This window comes from Mesorhizobium sp. M0159 (assembly GCF_040322295.1).
Lineage (GTDB): Bacteria > Pseudomonadota > Alphaproteobacteria > Rhizobiales > Rhizobiaceae > Mesorhizobium.
On sequence record NZ_JAMYTF010000003.1, the window covers coordinates 131,638 to 146,824 of the forward strand.

At 63.6% G+C, this 15,187-nt stretch carries 14 protein-coding genes; 13 read left to right on the plus strand and 1 reads right to left on the minus strand.

Translation table 11 applies throughout. The annotated features are described in order from the left end of the window. Positions 1–28 precede the first annotated feature (28 nt). The 8 genes from NKJ32_RS04260 to NKJ32_RS04295 all read left to right on the plus strand — a co-directional run bounded on the left by NKJ32_RS04260 (position 29) and on the right by NKJ32_RS04295 (position 8,697). A complete protein-coding gene (locus tag NKJ32_RS04260) occupies positions 29–1,306 on the plus strand; it encodes a lytic murein transglycosylase (RefSeq protein ID WP_352826946.1) in 1,278 nt (425 codons plus the stop codon). Between the two features lie 201 nt (positions 1,307–1,507). Continuing rightward, positions 1,508–3,151, plus strand: coding sequence for an ABC transporter substrate-binding protein (locus NKJ32_RS04265; RefSeq protein ID WP_352826884.1), 1,644 nt, complete (start codon positions 1,508–1,510; stop codon positions 3,149–3,151). 31 nt (positions 3,152–3,182) lie between these two features. Continuing rightward, positions 3,183–4,250 carry an ABC transporter permease gene (locus NKJ32_RS04270; protein WP_023676874.1) on the plus strand — a complete coding sequence of 356 codons (1,068 nt, stop codon included), beginning with the start codon at positions 3,183–3,185 and terminating at the stop codon, positions 4,248–4,250. A 13-nt stretch (positions 4,251–4,263) separates the two neighbouring features. After that, a complete protein-coding gene (nikC, locus tag NKJ32_RS04275) occupies positions 4,264–5,184 on the plus strand; it encodes a nickel transporter permease (protein WP_352448584.1) in 921 nt (306 codons plus the stop codon). Positions 5,185–5,194: 10 nt separating this feature from the next. Beyond that, complete coding sequence (locus tag NKJ32_RS04280; protein WP_352826885.1) at positions 5,195–6,028, plus strand: ABC transporter ATP-binding protein; 834 nt, start codon at positions 5,195–5,197, stop codon at positions 6,026–6,028. After that, complete coding sequence (locus NKJ32_RS04285) at positions 6,025–6,774, plus strand: ABC transporter ATP-binding protein (RefSeq protein WP_352589019.1); 750 nt, start codon at positions 6,025–6,027, stop codon at positions 6,772–6,774. Before NKJ32_RS04280 ends, NKJ32_RS04285 begins: the two co-directional genes overlap by 4 nt. A 44-nt stretch (positions 6,775–6,818) precedes the next feature. Beyond that, on the plus strand, positions 6,819–7,133 hold the full coding sequence (locus tag NKJ32_RS04290; RefSeq protein ID WP_352448586.1) for a hypothetical protein: 315 nt from the start codon (positions 6,819–6,821) through the stop codon (positions 7,131–7,133). A gap of 286 nt (positions 7,134–7,419) precedes the next feature. Continuing rightward, the gene (locus NKJ32_RS04295; protein ID WP_352448587.1) at positions 7,420–8,697 is read left to right on the plus strand and encodes a 4-aminobutyrate--2-oxoglutarate transaminase; all 1,278 of its coding nucleotides are present in this window, start codon (positions 7,420–7,422) and stop codon (positions 8,695–8,697) included. Between the two features lie 9 nt (positions 8,698–8,706). Here the strand turns inward: NKJ32_RS04295 and NKJ32_RS04300 are convergent, their stop codons facing one another. Beyond that, on the minus strand, positions 8,707–9,960 hold the full coding sequence (locus NKJ32_RS04300) for an NAD(P)/FAD-dependent oxidoreductase (protein WP_352589025.1): 1,254 nt from the start codon (positions 9,958–9,960) through the stop codon (positions 8,707–8,709). Positions 9,961–10,384: 424 nt separating this feature from the next. Between NKJ32_RS04300 and NKJ32_RS04305 the strand changes: the two genes are divergently transcribed. Genes NKJ32_RS04305 through NKJ32_RS04325 form a run of 5 tightly spaced genes read left to right on the plus strand, consistent with a single transcriptional unit; the run spans position 10,385 to position 15,186 of the window. Further along, complete coding sequence (locus tag NKJ32_RS04305) at positions 10,385–11,674, plus strand: imelysin family protein (protein WP_352589317.1); 1,290 nt, start codon at positions 10,385–10,387, stop codon at positions 11,672–11,674. A 56-nt stretch (positions 11,675–11,730) separates the two neighbouring features. Next, entirely contained in the window at positions 11,731–12,042 is a 312-nt protein-coding gene (locus tag NKJ32_RS04310) for a (2Fe-2S)-binding protein (RefSeq protein WP_352570320.1), read from the plus strand. Continuing rightward, the gene (gene bfr, locus NKJ32_RS04315) at positions 12,008–12,493 is read left to right on the plus strand and encodes a bacterioferritin (RefSeq protein WP_023676883.1); all 486 of its coding nucleotides are present in this window, start codon (positions 12,008–12,010) and stop codon (positions 12,491–12,493) included. The genes NKJ32_RS04310 and bfr overlap by 35 nt, the downstream gene beginning before the upstream one ends. Positions 12,494–12,505: 12 nt before the next feature. Beyond that, positions 12,506–14,113 carry a di-heme oxidoreductase family protein gene (locus NKJ32_RS04320; protein WP_352589028.1) on the plus strand — a complete coding sequence of 536 codons (1,608 nt, stop codon included), beginning with the start codon at positions 12,506–12,508 and terminating at the stop codon, positions 14,111–14,113. Then, positions 14,113–15,186, plus strand: a complete 1,074-nt coding sequence (locus NKJ32_RS04325) for an imelysin family protein (protein WP_352589031.1) — start codon at positions 14,113–14,115, stop codon at positions 15,184–15,186. Before NKJ32_RS04320 ends, NKJ32_RS04325 begins: the two co-directional genes overlap by 1 nt. The last annotated feature ends 1 nt before the right edge of the window (position 15,187 follow it).

Consider the following 15,187-nt stretch of genomic DNA (forward strand, 5'->3'; position numbering starts at 1 on the left):
GCTGCCAATCTCCCCCCAAGTGGGGGAGATGTCCGGCAGGACAGAGGGGGGCGCGACAGAACGCCGAGCTCGCACACTAGCCTGCCTCTCGTTTCTAGCAGCCCTACTTGGGTTGATCCTCGCCACCCCCGCCTCGGCGGCAAAGATCGACGACCAGTTCCGCGCCTGGCTTGGCAACGACCTCTGGCCCGAAGCCAATGCCAAAGGCATCTCCAGGAAAACCTTCGATGCCGCCTTCGAAGGCGTCAAGCCGAACCTGAAGCTGCCCGACCTGGTGAAGCCGGGCGAGAAGGCGACGACGCCGCAGAAGCAGCATCAGGCCGAGTTCGGTTCGCCGGGCGCCTATTTCGCTGAAAAGATAGTCCGAGCGGTGACCGCCGGCGGCCGCACCCGCGAGGCGACCAACGCTAGGACTCTTGCCGCGATCGAGAAACGCTACGGCGTGCCTGGCGAAGTGCTGCTGGCGATCTGGGGCCGCGAGAGCGGCTTCGGCGCGGCGAAAATGCCTTATGACGCCTTCGAGGTGCTGGGCACCAAGGCGTTCATGTCGACCAAGAAGGAATTCTTCCGCACCGAGCTCTTGGCTGCGCTCGAGATCGTCGAGCGCGGGCTTGCCCCGGTCGGCGCGATGAAATCGTCTTGGGCAGGCGCGCTTGGCCAGCCGCAGTTCATGCCGACATCGTTCCTCAAGCATGCCGTCGATTTCGACGGCGACGGCCGCACCGACATCTGGAATTCGACGCCCGATATACTGGCATCGATCGCCAATTATCTCGTCCATTATGGCTGGGTCAGGGGCCGCGGCTGGGGCTTCGAGGTGACTGTGCCGGACAGCGTCTCGTGCTCGCTCGAAGGTCCGGACCAGGGCAAGAAGATTTCCCAGTGGGCTGATATGGGCATCAGGCGTGTGTCGGGTAAACCGTTCCCGGCGAGCGAACTGAAAGCCGAGGGCTTTCTTTTGATGCCGGCCGGGCGTAGCGGCCCGGCCTTCATCGTCACCCCCAATTTCTATGTGCTGAAGCAGTATAACACCAGCGATCTCTATGCCCTGTTCATCGGCCATGGCGCCGATCGCATCGCCCATGGCGACAGCAATTTCTCGGGCAATTGGGGCGCGGTCGGCGGGCTCTACCGCTCCGACATCGCCGCCCTGCAGCGGGCGCTGGAAGCTAAGGGCTACGATGTCGGCAGCGCCGACGGCCTGCCTGGCTTCAAGACGCGCCGCTCGATCGGCAAATGGCAGGCCAGCAACGGCCGTTCCGCTACCTGCTTTCCCGACGCCGACCTGGTTACCGCGCTGAAATAGCCGGATTTTCGCACCGCCGGTCTGGCCCAATCGACCGTTCTGCAAATGCTCGTTGCCGCGCTCGAAACCGCCGGATATGGTGAACCGGAACCGCACAAAAAATTGCCAAGACAACGGTCCGGGGATCACCGTTCGACGCGGCAAGAAATGCCACAACCCTGAGCCGGGAACTCAGGTCAACAAAAACAGGGAACAGTTAAAATGATGATGGAAAAGTTTGCTCTACGCTCCCGCTTCTTGCTCGCGGGCGCGGCCATGTCCGCGCTGCTTCTGGCCGGTGCGCCTGCCTTCGCGGTCACGCCCGCCGACACGCTGGTCGAGGGTTTCGCCATCGACGACATCATCACCATGGATCCGGGCGAAGCATTCGAATTGTCGACCGCAGAGGTCACCGGCAACACCTATGATCTTCTGGTACGCCTCGACCTCAGCGACACATCCAAGGTCAAGGGCGATCTCGCCGAAAGCTGGAGCGTCTCCGACGACGGCCTGACCTACACATTCAAGCTCAAGCCCGGCCTCAAATTCGCCTCCGGCAATCCGATCACGGCGGCCGACGTCGCCTATTCGTTCGAGCGCGCCATCAAGCTCGACAAGAGCCCGGCCTTCATCATCGGCCAGTTCGGTATCGATGGCGGCAATGTCATCGACAAGGCCAAGGCCGTCGACGACACGACGTTCCAGTTCACCGTCGACAAGGCCTATGCGCCGAGCTTCGTGCTGAACTGCCTGTCGGCGACGGTCGCCTCGGTCGTCGATGCCAAGCTGGTCAAGGAGCATGTCGCGGCGGTCACGCCGAGCGCCGACTACAAATGGGACAATGATTTCGGCAATGCCTGGCTGAAGACCGGCTATGCCGGCTCAGGTGCCTTCAAGCTGCGCGAATGGCGGGCCAACGAGGCCGTCGTGCTGGAGCGCAACGACAATTACTACGGCGAAAAAGCCAAGCTTGCCCGCGTCATCTATCGCAATATGAAGGAAAGCTCGGGCCAGCGCCTGGCGCTCGAAGCCGGCGATATCGACGTCGCCCGCAATCTCGAGCCGAACGACCTCGATGCCATCGCCAAGAATGCCGATCTCACCACCACCTCGGCGCCGAAGGGCACGGTCTTTTATATCAGCCTCAACCAGAAGAACCCGAACCTCGCCAAGCCCGAGGTTCGCCAGGCGTTCAAATATCTCGTCGACTACGACGCCTTGAGCACGACCATCCTCAAGGGCATCGGCGAGATCCACCAGACCTTCCTGCCCAAGGGCGTGCTCGGCGAACTGGACGAGAACCCGTTCAAGTTCGACGTCGCCAAGGCCAAGGAACTGCTCGCCAAGGCCGGCCTCGCCGACGGCTTCAGCGTCACCATGGACGTGCGTACCGGGCAGCCGACGACGGGCATGGCGGAATCGATCCAGCAGACGCTGGGACAGGCCGGCATCAAGCTGGAGATCATCCCCGGCGACGGCAAGCAGACGCTGACCAAATACCGCGCCCGCAACCACGACATCTATATCGGCCAGTGGGGCCAGGATTATTTCGATCCGAACTCCAACGCCCAGACCTTCGCCAGCAACCCCGACAATTCGGATGAAGGCAAGACCAAGACGCTGGCCTGGCGCAACGCCTGGGACATCCCGGACTTGACCAAGCAGACCGAAGCCGCCCTGCTCGAGAAGGACGCGGCCAAGCGCGCCGCAATGTACCAGGATCTCGAGAAGAAGATCCTCGATACCAGCCCCTTCGTCATCATCCACCAGCAGCTGGAAGTGGCCGGCCTGCGCAAGAACCTCAAGGGTTTTGCGCTCGGCCCGAGCTTCGACACCAACTTCGTCGGCCCCGTCTCGAAAGAGTGATGCCGGGGAGTGACGCCGGCGGACGCGCCGTATGAGTGTGGCTGAAAGCGAGGTGACGGCAGGGCGCGGCGGCGCCCGCGCCGTTGCCGTGGCCTCATCTATCGCCCGGTTCCTGGTCATCGCGATAACGACCTATCTCGGTCTGCTCGCGGTGACCTTCTTCATCGGCCGCGTGATCCCGATCGACCCGGTGTTGGCGGTGCTCGGCGACCGGGCGCCGGCCAACGTCGTCGAACGAACGCGCCGCGAGATGGGCCTCGACCTGCCGCTGGTCGAGCAGTTCTACATCTATGTCAAACATGCCCTGAACGGTGATTTCGGCACCTCGGTGCTGACCACCAATCCGGTGATGACCGATATCCGCCGCGCCTTTCCGGCGACGCTCGAACTGGCGACGTTGGGAACATTGATCGGTTCGGTGATCGGCGTGCCGCTTGGCGTGCTGGCCGCCGTGCGGCGCGGCAGCGTCATCGACCAGATCGTGCGCATCATCGGCCTTGTCGGCTATTCCGTGCCGATCTTCTGGCTGGGGCTGCTGGCGCTGGTGCTGTTCTACGCCAAGCTGCAATGGGTCGCCTTTCCCGGCCGGCTCGACGTCGTCTACGAATACACCTTCACGCCGATTACCGGCTTTTACCTGCTGGATGCGCTCTGGCAGCGGCAGTGGGATGTATTTGCCGATGCCTTCCGCCACATCATCCTGCCGGCTTCGCTACTCGGCTATTTCTCGCTCGCCTACATCAGCCGCATGACGCGCTCGTTCATGCTGAACGAACTCACCCAGGAATACATCGTCGCAGCGCGCGCCAAGGGCCTGTCGGAAACGCGCATCATCTGGGGTCACGCGCTGCGCAACGCCGCGGTGCCGATGGTCACGGTGATCGCTCTGTCCTATGCCGGGCTGCTCGAAGGCTCGGTGCTGACCGAGACAGTGTTTTCGTGGCCGGGCATCGGCCTCTACATCACCAACTCGCTGCAGAACGCCGACATGAATGCCGTGCTTGGCGGCACGATCATCATCGGCTCGGTCTTCATCGCCATCAATCTATTCTCCGACCTGCTCTACCGGCTGCTCGATCCAAGGACCAAGGCAGGATGAGGACCAAGGCAGGATGAGCACGGAAGCGATTCAAACCCGCCGCGACTGGCTGCTCAGCGAGCGGCCGGCGTCGCGCGTGCAGGCGAGGCTCGGCCGCGCCTATGTGGCGTGGCGGCGCTTTTCCGCCAACCGGCTGGCGTTTGCCGGCCTGCTCATCATCGTCGCCCTGCTGGTGGTCGCGGCATTCGCCGATGTGCTGGCGCCCTATTCGCCGACATTCGGCGACCTCAAGGGCTCGCGGCTGCTGGCGCCGAGTGCGGCGCACTGGTTCGGCACCGACGATCTCGGCCGCGATATCTATTCGCGCATCATCTTCGGCTCGCGCTGGACACTCTACGTCGTCATTCTGGTTGCCATTATCGCCGCGCCGATCGGCTTGCTGGTCGGCACCGTCGCCGGTTACGCCGGCGGCTGGACCGATGCGATCCTGATGCGCATCACCGACATCTTCCTCGCCTTTCCGAAGCTGATCCTGGCGCTGGCCTTTGTCGCGGCGCTCGGCCCCGGCATCGAAAATGCCGTGCTTGCCATCGCCATCACCTCGTGGCCGCCCTATGCGCGCATTGCCCGCGCCGAAACGCTGACGGTGCGCAATTCCGATTATATCAAGGCGGTGCAATTGATGGGCGCCTCGCCGTTTCGCATCGTGCTTCGCCACATCATGCCGCTGTGCATCTCCTCGCTGATCATCAGGGTGACGCTCGACATGGCCGGCATCATCCTGACCGCGGCCGGCCTCGGCTTCCTCGGCCTCGGCGCGCAGCCGCCGCTGCCCGAATGGGGCGCGATGATCGCGTCGGGCCGCCGCTTCGTGCTCGACCAGTGGTGGGTGGCGGGTGCTCCGGGCTTTGCCATCCTCATCGTCAGCCTCGGCTTCAACCTGCTCGGCGACGGACTGCGCGACGCGCTCGATCCCCGAAGTGGCGACCAATGAGTGGCGACCAATGAGCACGCTTCTCGAAGTCAACGACCTGCGCGTTACCTTCCCGACGCGCACCGGCCTGATCGCGGCGGTGCGCGGCGTCTCCTTCTCGCTCGGCCGCGAGCGGCTCGGCATTGTTGGCGAGAGCGGTTCGGGCAAGTCGCAGACCGGCCGCGCCATCATGGGCGTCACCCCGCCGCAGGCCGAGGTGACCGCGAAGACGCTCGCTTTTGACGGCATCGACCTGCTGGCCGCCCCGCCGCGCGAGCGCCGCGCGCTGCGCGGCAAGCGTATCGCCATGATCCTGCAGGATCCGAAATATTCGCTCGACCCGGTGATGAGCATCGGCCGCCAGATCGTCGAGACGCTGCGCACGCATGAGAAGGTCTCCAAGGCCGAAGCCCGCGACCGCGCGCTGGCCATGCTGGAGGCTGTGCAGATCCGCGATCCGGCCCGTGTCTTCGACCTGCATCCGCACGAGGTTTCCGGCGGCATGGGCCAGCGCGCCATGATCGCCATGATGCTGATCGCCGGGCCGGAAATGATGATCGCCGACGAGCCGACCTCGGCACTCGACGTCACTGTCCAGCTCGACGTGCTCGGCATCCTCGACCGGCTGGTCAGCGAGCGCGGCATGGGGCTGATCTTCATCTCGCACGATCTGCGCCTGGTCTCGTCCTTCTGTGATCGTGTGATCGTCATGTATGCCGGCAAGGTGGTCGAACAGCTCAAAGCCTCGGAGCTCGGCCGCGCCCAGCATCCCTATACGCGCGGCCTGCTCAACTGCATGCCCAAGATCGGCGCCGACCGTCACCCGCTGCCGGTGCTCGACCGCAAGCCGGAGTGGGCAGCATGACGGCAGCCCTTTCCGTCGACAGGCTGGAGGTGGTCTTCGACCGCTTCCGCGCGTTGAAAGGCGTCAGCCTCGAGGTCGAATCCGGTGAATCCTTCGGCCTGGTCGGCGAGTCCGGCTCCGGCAAGTCGACGTTGCTCAGGGCAATCGCCGGCCTGGCGCCGGCCGCATCAGGCACCATCGCGGTCAACGGCAAAATGCTCGGCGCGCGTCGCGACAAGGCGTTCTACCGCGAGGTGCAGATGGTCTTCCAGGACCCGTACGGTTCGCTGCACCCGCGCCAGACCGTCGACCGCCTGCTTCAGGAGCCGCTCGCCATTCACGGCTTCGCCGACGGCGAAAAGCGCATCCAGCGGGCACTCGACGAGGTCGGCCTCGGCACCGGGTTCCGTTTTCGCTATTCGCATCAATTGTCCGGCGGTCAGCGCCAGCGCGTGGCGATCGCCCGCGCCCTGATTCTGGAACCGTCGATCCTGCTGCTCGACGAGCCGACCTCGGCGCTCGACGCTTCGGTGCAGGCGGAGGTGCTGAACCTGCTGGAAGAGATCAGGCGCCGCCGCAAGCTGACCTTCCTGATGGTCAGCCACGACCTAGCCATCATCACCCACATGTGCGAACGGCTGATGGTGATGCAGAACGGCGAGGCGATGGAGAATCTGACCGCGGACGATCTTGTCGAACGCCGTGTCACCAAGGACTACACGCGCAATCTGCTGAGGGCCAGCGAAGGGTTTGTGAGAACCGCTTGAACCTTCTCACGGTGCGCAGGACCAACTGTCTTCGGGAGATTCCCATGCAGCAATGGACGTTCCCAGACCCGCCCAATGTCGCGGTGTTTTTGGATCGGGTCATAATTACCCGCGGCGACTGGATTGCACACGTCTCGCATGACGATGACGACGGCAGTTGGCAATTCCACAACAGCGAAATTGGACCTGTTGACGAAGGCGACATAATGATTGTCAGCTTGCAAAACGTTGTGCAGCGGGATGAAAGTATCCTTGCGTTGGCCGACTTGCCGGAAGGCTGGCATGCTTGGCGCGAGTCAAAATCGTCGCCGTGGCAGCGCGCCAGGTCGCGCCCTGTACCCTCCAACGATAACGAATGATCCGGCAAAGCCTTAAGTCGGACCTTGCACCGGTTCGCCGGTCTCCAAAACGGGTAGCTCTTTCCAGCCTTTCGGCTCCATGACCTGAACCACGCCGAATAGCGCGCCGGCAGGAACAGCAGCATGATCGCTGCGCCGGCGATAGTGCCGGCCATCATCGCGTAGCTGCCGGACCGCAGGCCCAATCGCCCGCCGCCAGTGCCAACTTGAGGAAAACCTGAAATAAGCCCAGAAGAGTCTCAACAGCCATCAAACGAGAGCGGGCGCCGGCCCGGTGAGGGATACGATGACAAATTCAGCCATTTCCGAACGCAAGAGCCAGTCGATTTCGCGCGGCGTCGGCATGACCACGCAGATCTATGCCGATCGCGCCGAAAACTCGGAGATCTGGGATGTGGAAGGCCGCCGCTACATCGATTTCTCGTCCGGCATCGCCGTCGTCAACACCGGCCACCGTCACCCCAGGGTGATCGAAGCGGTCAAGGCGCAGCTCGACCGCTTCACCCATACCTGCTACCAGGTCGTGCCCTACGAGAGCTATATCCGGCTGGCCGAACGGCTGAACGGCATGCTGCCCGGCAAGTTCGACAAAAAGACGATTTTTGTCACCACCGGCGCCGAGGCGGTTGAGAATGCAATCAAGATTGCCCGCAACGCCACCGGCCGGCCGGCGGTCATCGCTTTTTCCGGCGGCTTCCACGGACGCACCTTCATGGGCATGGCGCTGACCGGCAAGGTCGTGCCTTACAAGGTCGGCTTCGGCGCCATGCCGGCGGATGTCTTCCATGCGCCGTTCCCGGTTGCGCTGCACGGCGTGTCGGTCGCCGATTCGCTGGCTGCGCTCGACCGGCTGTTCAAGGCCGATGTCGATCCGGCCCGCGTCGCCGCGATCATCGTCGAGCCGGTGCAGGGCGAGGGCGGCTTCTACGAGGCGCCGCGCGATTTCATGACCGCATTGCGCAAGATCTGCGATCAGCACGGCATGCTGCTGATCGCCGACGAGGTGCAGACCGGCTTTGCCCGCACCGGCAAGATGTTTGCCATGGACCACCACGAGGTGGCGGCCGACATCACCACCATGGCCAAGAGCCTGGCTGGCGGCTTCCCGTTGGCGGCGGTCACCGGGCGTGCCGAGATCATGGATGCGCCGAACCCCGGCGGACTCGGCGGCACCTATGGCGGCAGCCCGATCGGCGTCGCCGCGGCGCATGCCGTGCTCGACGTCATCGACGAGGAGAAGCTCTGCGACCGGGCCAACACGCTGGGCAACCGTCTGAAGCAGCGCCTGCAAGCGATCCGCGACGAAGCCCCGGAAATCGTCGATATCAGAGGCCCCGGCTTCATGAACGCGGTCGAGTTCAACGATGTGACGAAGGGGCTGCCGTCGCCGGAACTCGCCAATGCGGTCCGGCTGAAGGCGCTCGACAAGGGCCTGATCCTGCTCACCTGCGGCGTCTACGGCAACGTCATCCGCTTCCTCGCGCCGATCACCATCCAGGACGGCGTCATGAACGAGGCGCTCGACATCCTGGAAAGTTCGATCCGCGAGGCCCGCGCCGCCTGAGCGATACGATTATCCTGCCGCCGGGGCCGGCTCTGCCTGCTGGAAGGCGGCGAGCGCCGCCTTCAGCCCGTCGGGCCCGGTCGCGACAATCTGCGGCGACGGCGAAAAGCCGGCGCCGAGCATCTTGCGGCCAAGCATGTGGTCGCCGGGCCGGTTGACCGATTCGATGCCGAGCAGCCGGCTTCCGGCATAGTGGTAGATGGAGAATTTGTTCTCGGCCACGTCGCCCAGCACGACATGGCTGTCGCCACCCGCAATCAGGCCGACCATCTGCAGCTTCATGTCACCGATATCGGACCAGAACCACGGCACCGCCGAGTAATTGTCGGTGTGGCCGGCGATAGTGCGTGCGGCGAGCCGCGCCTGGTCAGTGGCGTTCTGCACCGATTCCAGCCGCACGTCGCCGCCGGTGAACCAGTGCCGGTAAGACGCCGCGTCGCCGATGGCGAGGATTTCCGGCACCGACGTGCGCATCTGCTGGTCGACGCGGATGCCGTTGGCGATGGCAATGCCGGCGGCTTCGGCCAATTCGACATTCGGCACGACGCCGATGCCGATGACGACCATCTGCGCCGGCAATCTCTCGCCGGACGAGGTGATTGCAGCCGAAACACGGCCGTTCTCGCCCTCCAGCCGTTCGATGGTGGTGCCGGTAAGGATGCGCACACCGGTGGCCTCCAGCCGCTGGCGCACATGGCCGGCGATGGCCGGTGCCACGGCGCGGCCGAGCAGCCGGTCGACCGCCTCGACCACCGTAACCTTGCGGCCTGCCGCGGTGAGCGTCGCGGCAATCTCCAGGCCGATGAAGCCGCCGCCGAGGATGACGACCTCCTCGCTTTGCGCGCTCAATTCGCGGATCAGGCGGGCATCGCCGAGCGAGCGCAGCGACACAACGCCAGAAAGCTCCGAACCCGGCAGCGGCAGCAGGCGCGGCCGCGCGCCGGTGGCGAGGATCAGCCGGTCAAACGGCAACACGCCGCCGCCCGATATCTCCAGCCGGCGGCCGCCTACGTCGATGCGCTCGACCCGGAGGCCTGGCCGGTAGTCGATGCTGCTGCCGGTATAAAAAGGCTCGCCGCGCAACGGCTGCGGCTTTGCTTGCTGATCCTTGATGAAAGTCTTCGACAGCGGTGGCTTGTGGTAGGGCAGTTCGTTTTCGTCGCCGACCAGGATCACCGGGCCGTCATAGCCTTCTTCGCGCAGGCTGGCGGCCGCTTGCACGCCCGCATGACCCGCACCGACAATGACGACCCCGTTCTTCATAACAGCCCGATTCCTCATCCAAATCTAGGACGTCTCGCCAGGTGGCGATTGTCCGGCGCCGCCGCAAGAGCGCCGATCCGGGTCGCACCCGGAACGGCCGCCTGTCAACCGCGTCATGCGCCGGTATCCCTATACATCGGCGTTAAAGTTGACAGTTATAGTTTAGAATAATTCTAAACTGTTGTTTCAATTGAATTTTTCTACGTCACCAGTTGACATCCGACGTCTTCGCCGTTTTATGGAAGCTCGCGCGTCAGCGCATCCCTTTGATGTCTGGGCCTTGAACCCTTTCGATTGGAGGCATTTCGGTGTCTTTCTTCCGCGAACCGCGCGATGGCGCGACCCTTCTTTGCCCGCTGGCAACTGCCCGCCGCGGCGCCGGCATTTCATTGATTCCCGAGGAGAGACAATCATGAGAACGATGATGACCGCGCGGTATGGCGGCAGGCTTGCGACGATCGGCGCCACGGCGATGCTGACGGCGGCCGTGTTCGTGCTGCCGGCCAAGGCGCAAACCGATGCCAAGGCGGTCATCAAGACCTATTCCGACATTGCGCTCGCCAAATACGAGGATTCGCTGATCACGGCCGAGGCGCTCGACAAGGCTGTCGATGCGCTGCTCGCCAAGCCATCTGCCGAAACGCTGAACGCCGCCCGCGAGGCCTGGAAGGCATCGCGCGTTCCCTATCAGCAGACCGAGGTCTATCGCTTCGGCAATGCCATCGTCGACGACTGGGAAGGCAAGGTGAACTCCTGGCCGCTCGACGAAGGCTTGATCGACTATGTCGCCAAGAGCTACGGCACCGAGTCGGACGCCAACGCGCTCTACACCGCCAATGTGATCGCCAACAAGTCGATCGAGATCAACGGCAAGAAGGTCGACGCCACCGAGCTGACGCCGGAGTTCCTCTCCGGCACCCTGCAGGAGGCCGGCGGTATCGAGGCCAATGTGGCGACCGGCTATCACGCTATCGAATTCCTGCTTTGGGGTCAGGACCTGCACGGCACCGGTCCGGGCGCCGGCGAACGGCCCTACACCGATTACGACCTCGCCAATTGCACCGGCGGCAATTGCGACCGTCGCGGACAGTATCTGAAATCGGCGAGCGACCTTCTGGTTTCCGATCTAAAGGATATGGTCGACGACTGGAAGGAAGGCGGCGCCGCCCGCAAGAACCTTGTCGATGGCGAGCCGAACGCCGCCATTTCGACCATCTTCACCGGCATGGGCTCGCTGTCCTATGGCGAGCTCGCCGGAGAGCGGATGAAGCTCGGCCTCTTGTTGCACGACCCGGAAGAGGAGCACGATTGCTTCTCCGACAATACCTACAACTCCCATCTTTACGATGCGATCGGCATCCGTGCCGCCTATCACGGCAGCTACAAGCGGCTCGACGGCACTGTCGTCGAGGGGCCGTCGGTGGCCGACATGGTCAAGGCGGCCGACCCGGCGGTCGACAAGGAATTGTCGGACAAACTGGACGTCACTATCGCCAAGATGGAGGCCATCAAGGCGCGGGCGCTTGCCGGCGAGGCCTATGACCAGCAGATCGGAGAAGGCAACACGGAAGGCAATGCCACTGTGCAGGCGGCGATCGACGCGCTGGTCGATCAGACCAAGTCGATCGAACGCGCCGTCGGTACCCTGAAGCTCAATGCGATAGCCTTCGAGGGCTCGGACAGCCTCGATTCACCGGACAAGGTGTTCCAATAGACTATCGAAACCACCAGCCACGCGACGCAACGAAGCGCCGTTAGCCAGAGCGACAAATGCTGATCTGCCATTGCAACATCATCACCGAAAAGGAGATAGAGCAGACGATCGTCGGACTGCTGGATGAGGACCCCTGGCAGCTGATCGTGCCGGCGAAGGTCTATCACGCCATGCACAAGCGCGGTCGCTGTTGCGGCTGCTTCCCAAATGTGGTCGAAACGATCATTCGGGTCACCGAAAATTACCATGCCCGCTCGGCGGTGAGTGGCGTGGACATCGTTTCACACCTGGATCGCGTCAGAGGCCTGCGCGTCCAATACGGGAGCAGAACCCATGAAAGGCGAACAGCAGATCATAGAGCGGCTTAACGAGGCTCTGTTTCTGGAACTTGGGGCGGTCAATCAATACTGGGTGCATTTCCGGCTGCTGGAAGACTGGGGATACGCCAAGCTGGCGAAGAAGGAACGCGCTGAATCGATCGAGGAAATGCACCATGCCGACCGGCTCGTGGCGCGCATCATCTTCCTCGAGGGCCATCCGAACCTGCAGTCCGTGGCGCCGCTGCGCATCGGGCAGAATGTCAAGGAAGTGCTCGAATCCGATCTTGCCGGCGAATATGACGCGCGCACCGCCTACAAGCGTTCGCGCGAGGTTTGTAACGAAGCAGGCGACTACGTGACGATGAAGCTGTTCGAGGAATTGCTGGCTGACGAGGAAGGTCACATCGACTTCCTCGAAACGCAACTCGACCTGCTCGCCTCGATCGGCGAAGAAAAGTACGGCCAACTCAACGCAGCGTCGGCCGACGAGGCGGAATAAGGACATGCCGGAATGCGGCGCCCCCTAGATTTCATGCGCCGCTTGCGGCCGGCCGAGCATTGTGGCCTGCCGCCTCAGAAGAAGCCGCGATACGGTATCCTTCGCGGCGCCTTTCTTGCCGTGGTGGCGACGCTCACAGCCTCGGCGCTGGCCGGGGCGCCGCAACCGGCGGGGCTTGCCACCAGCCGCACGGATCTGACGCCGAAGGATCTGGCGCGCGTCATCGCCATCACCAGGCCGACCAGCGATTTCTCCAAGCCCGAGCAATTCGAGCTGATGCAGGGCGGCGCCGGCACCTCGAAGAAGGACGTCAACAAGGACGCCTTCTCGCAATCCTCTGCCAACATCAGCTTCGAGGAAGAGGGTACCTTCAAGCTCGGCAACGCCATTTTCCGCAAGAACTGGGTGTCCTCGCCATCCTCGACACAAGCCTCGGATGGGCTCGGTCCGTTGTTCAACGAGCGCGCCTGCCAGAACTGTCATCTGAAGGACGGCCGCGGCCATCCGCCCGAAGGCGACAGCGGCACCACCTCGATGTTCCTGCGCCTGGCAAGGGAAGCCAGTACCGAGGAGGAGAAAGCCGCGCTCGCCGATCACAAGGTGCTCAACTTTCCCGACCCGGTCTATGGCACGCAGCTGCAGGAATTGGCCGTTCCCGGTCTGCAGGGCGAAGGCAGGATGCATGTCGACTACCAGGACGAGAAGGTGAAATTGGCGGACGGCAGCACGGTGTCGCTGCGCAAGCCGAGCTATTCGGTCGACGGTCTCGCCTACGGGGCGCTCGATCCACACACCACGCTGTCGCCGCGCATGACGCCGCCGATGATCGGCCTTGGCCTGGTCGAGCAGATCGCTCCTGCCAACATCCTTACGCGTGCCGATGCGGCCGACCGCGATGGTGACGGGATTTCCGGCAGGCCAAACATAATACGCGACGCCAGCAGCGGTGAACTGACGCTCGGCCGTTTCGGCTGGAAGGCGCAGGCGGCATCGATCCGCCAGCAATCGGCGGACGCTTTTGCCGGCGATATCGGCATTTCGACGCCTGAGGTGCCGAAGCACTGGGGCGATTGCAGCGCCGCGGAAAAGACCTGCCTTGCCCTACCTAACGGTGTACAGGAGCGCCTCGGTCCGGTCGAAGCGCCGCCGCCGGTCATGGACCTCGTGACCTTCTATTCGCAAAACCTTGCCGTGCCGGCCCGGCGCGATCTCGACAGACCGGACGTGCTCGCCGGCAAAAAACTGTTCTACGATATGGGCTGCATCTCCTGCCATACGCCGAAATTCGTCACCCGTCGCGGCACCCCGAACAAGGCGCAGGCCTTCCAGCTGATCTGGCCTTATTCCGATTTCCTGCTGCATGACATGGGACCCGGTCTTGCCGACGGACAGGCGGTGGGCGAGGCCACGGGAAGCGAATGGCGCACGCCGCCACTGTGGGGCATCGGGCTCACCCAGACCGTCAGCGGCAACACCTTCTTCCTGCATGACGGGCGCGCACGAAACCTGGCCGAGGCGATTCTGTGGCATGGCGGCGAGGGCCAGAAGGCGCGTGACCGCTTTGCCGCTGCCGATGCGGCCGACCGCGCCGCGCTGATCAAGTTTCTGGGGTCGCTCTGATGCGGAAGCGTCTTGCATTCGCTCTGATGCTGGTCCTCGCCGGTGCGCTGCCGGCATCCGCGGCGGTGAAGGCTTCGGATGTGATCCAGCGGGCGATCGACGGCTTCGTCCGCCCGGCCTATGCCAGACTGCATGACCATGCGGACAGCTTGGCCAAGACCATGCACGCGCTTTGCCAAGCGCCCTCGCGGGACAATCTCGATGCGGCACGCGCCGAATTCTCGGGTGTCGTGGATGCCTGGTCGGTGGTGGAAATCATCCGTTTCGGGCCGATCGCGGAAAACAACCGGCTTGAGCGCATGCTGTTTTGGCCGGACCGCAAGAGCATCGGCCTGAAGCAGGTGCAGGCAGCACTTGCCGGCAAGGATCCGACAGCCGCCGATCCCGCCCAGCTGGCTACAAAGAGCGTCGCCACGCAAGGGCTCGGCGCACTGGAATTCGTCCTCTACGGCGACGGAGCCGGTCAATTGGTCGGCAGGGACGACACCTATCGCTGCGCCTACGGTGCGGCCATTGCCGGCAATGTCGAGACGATTGCCGGCGAGGTTGGCGATGCCTGGAACGAGCCCAACGGCTTTGCCGCGCTCTGGGCCAATCCGGGTCCGCAGAACGCGCTCTACCACGACGGAACTGAAGCGGTGACCGAACTGGTCGGCGTCTTCATCAACGAGCTGGAAATGGTCCGCGACGTACGCCTGAAAGGCTTCCTGGGCGCCAAGCCGGAGGCCGACAAACCGAAACAGGCGATCTATTGGCGCTCGCAAAACACCGCCCGCTCGCTGACCGGGAATCTGGCGGGCATGGACACGCTGTTCCAGGCCTCGCAGCTTGGCGACGCGCTGCCGCCCGATGCGCGCTGGATGGCAGAATCGGTCCACATCCAGCTCACCAACGGGATCGAGGCGGCCAAGGCGATCAGGGGACCGATCGACAAGGCACTTGCCGATCCGGCGCTGCGCCAGAAGCTCGACTATTTCTCGCTGGTGACATCCAGCCTGACGACCCTGATCGGCACCAGGCTGACCGCCGAATTCGGCCTGACCGCCGGGTTCTCGTCATTGGATGGCGACTGAT

Bases quoted from the DNA above. Each gene is read 5' to 3' on its own strand.
- NKJ32_RS04260 (WP_352826946.1), top strand. From the start codon at position 29: ATGTCCGGCAGGACAGAGGGGGGCGCGACAGAACGCCGAGCTCGCACA.
- NKJ32_RS04265 (WP_352826884.1), top strand. From the start codon at position 1,508: ATGATGATGGAAAAGTTTGCTCTACGCTCCCGCTTCTTGCTCGCGGGC.
- NKJ32_RS04270 (WP_023676874.1), top strand. From the start codon at position 3,183: ATGAGTGTGGCTGAAAGCGAGGTGACGGCAGGGCGCGGCGGCGCCCGC.
- nikC (WP_352448584.1), top strand. From the start codon at position 4,264: ATGAGCACGGAAGCGATTCAAACCCGCCGCGACTGGCTGCTCAGCGAG.
- NKJ32_RS04280 (WP_352826885.1), top strand. From the start codon at position 5,195: ATGAGCACGCTTCTCGAAGTCAACGACCTGCGCGTTACCTTCCCGACG.
- NKJ32_RS04285 (WP_352589019.1), top strand. From the start codon at position 6,025: ATGACGGCAGCCCTTTCCGTCGACAGGCTGGAGGTGGTCTTCGACCGC.
- NKJ32_RS04290 (WP_352448586.1), top strand. From the start codon at position 6,819: ATGCAGCAATGGACGTTCCCAGACCCGCCCAATGTCGCGGTGTTTTTG.
- NKJ32_RS04295 (WP_352448587.1), top strand. From the start codon at position 7,420: ATGACAAATTCAGCCATTTCCGAACGCAAGAGCCAGTCGATTTCGCGC.
- NKJ32_RS04300 (WP_352589025.1), bottom strand. From the start codon at position 9,960: ATGAAGAACGGGGTCGTCATTGTCGGTGCGGGTCATGCGGGCGTGCAA.
- NKJ32_RS04305 (WP_352589317.1), top strand. From the start codon at position 10,385: ATGACCGCGCGGTATGGCGGCAGGCTTGCGACGATCGGCGCCACGGCG.
- NKJ32_RS04310 (WP_352570320.1), top strand. From the start codon at position 11,731: ATGCTGATCTGCCATTGCAACATCATCACCGAAAAGGAGATAGAGCAG.
- bfr (WP_023676883.1), top strand. From the start codon at position 12,008: ATGAAAGGCGAACAGCAGATCATAGAGCGGCTTAACGAGGCTCTGTTT.
- NKJ32_RS04320 (WP_352589028.1), top strand. From the start codon at position 12,506: ATGCGGCGCCCCCTAGATTTCATGCGCCGCTTGCGGCCGGCCGAGCAT.
- NKJ32_RS04325 (WP_352589031.1), top strand. From the start codon at position 14,113: ATGCGGAAGCGTCTTGCATTCGCTCTGATGCTGGTCCTCGCCGGTGCG.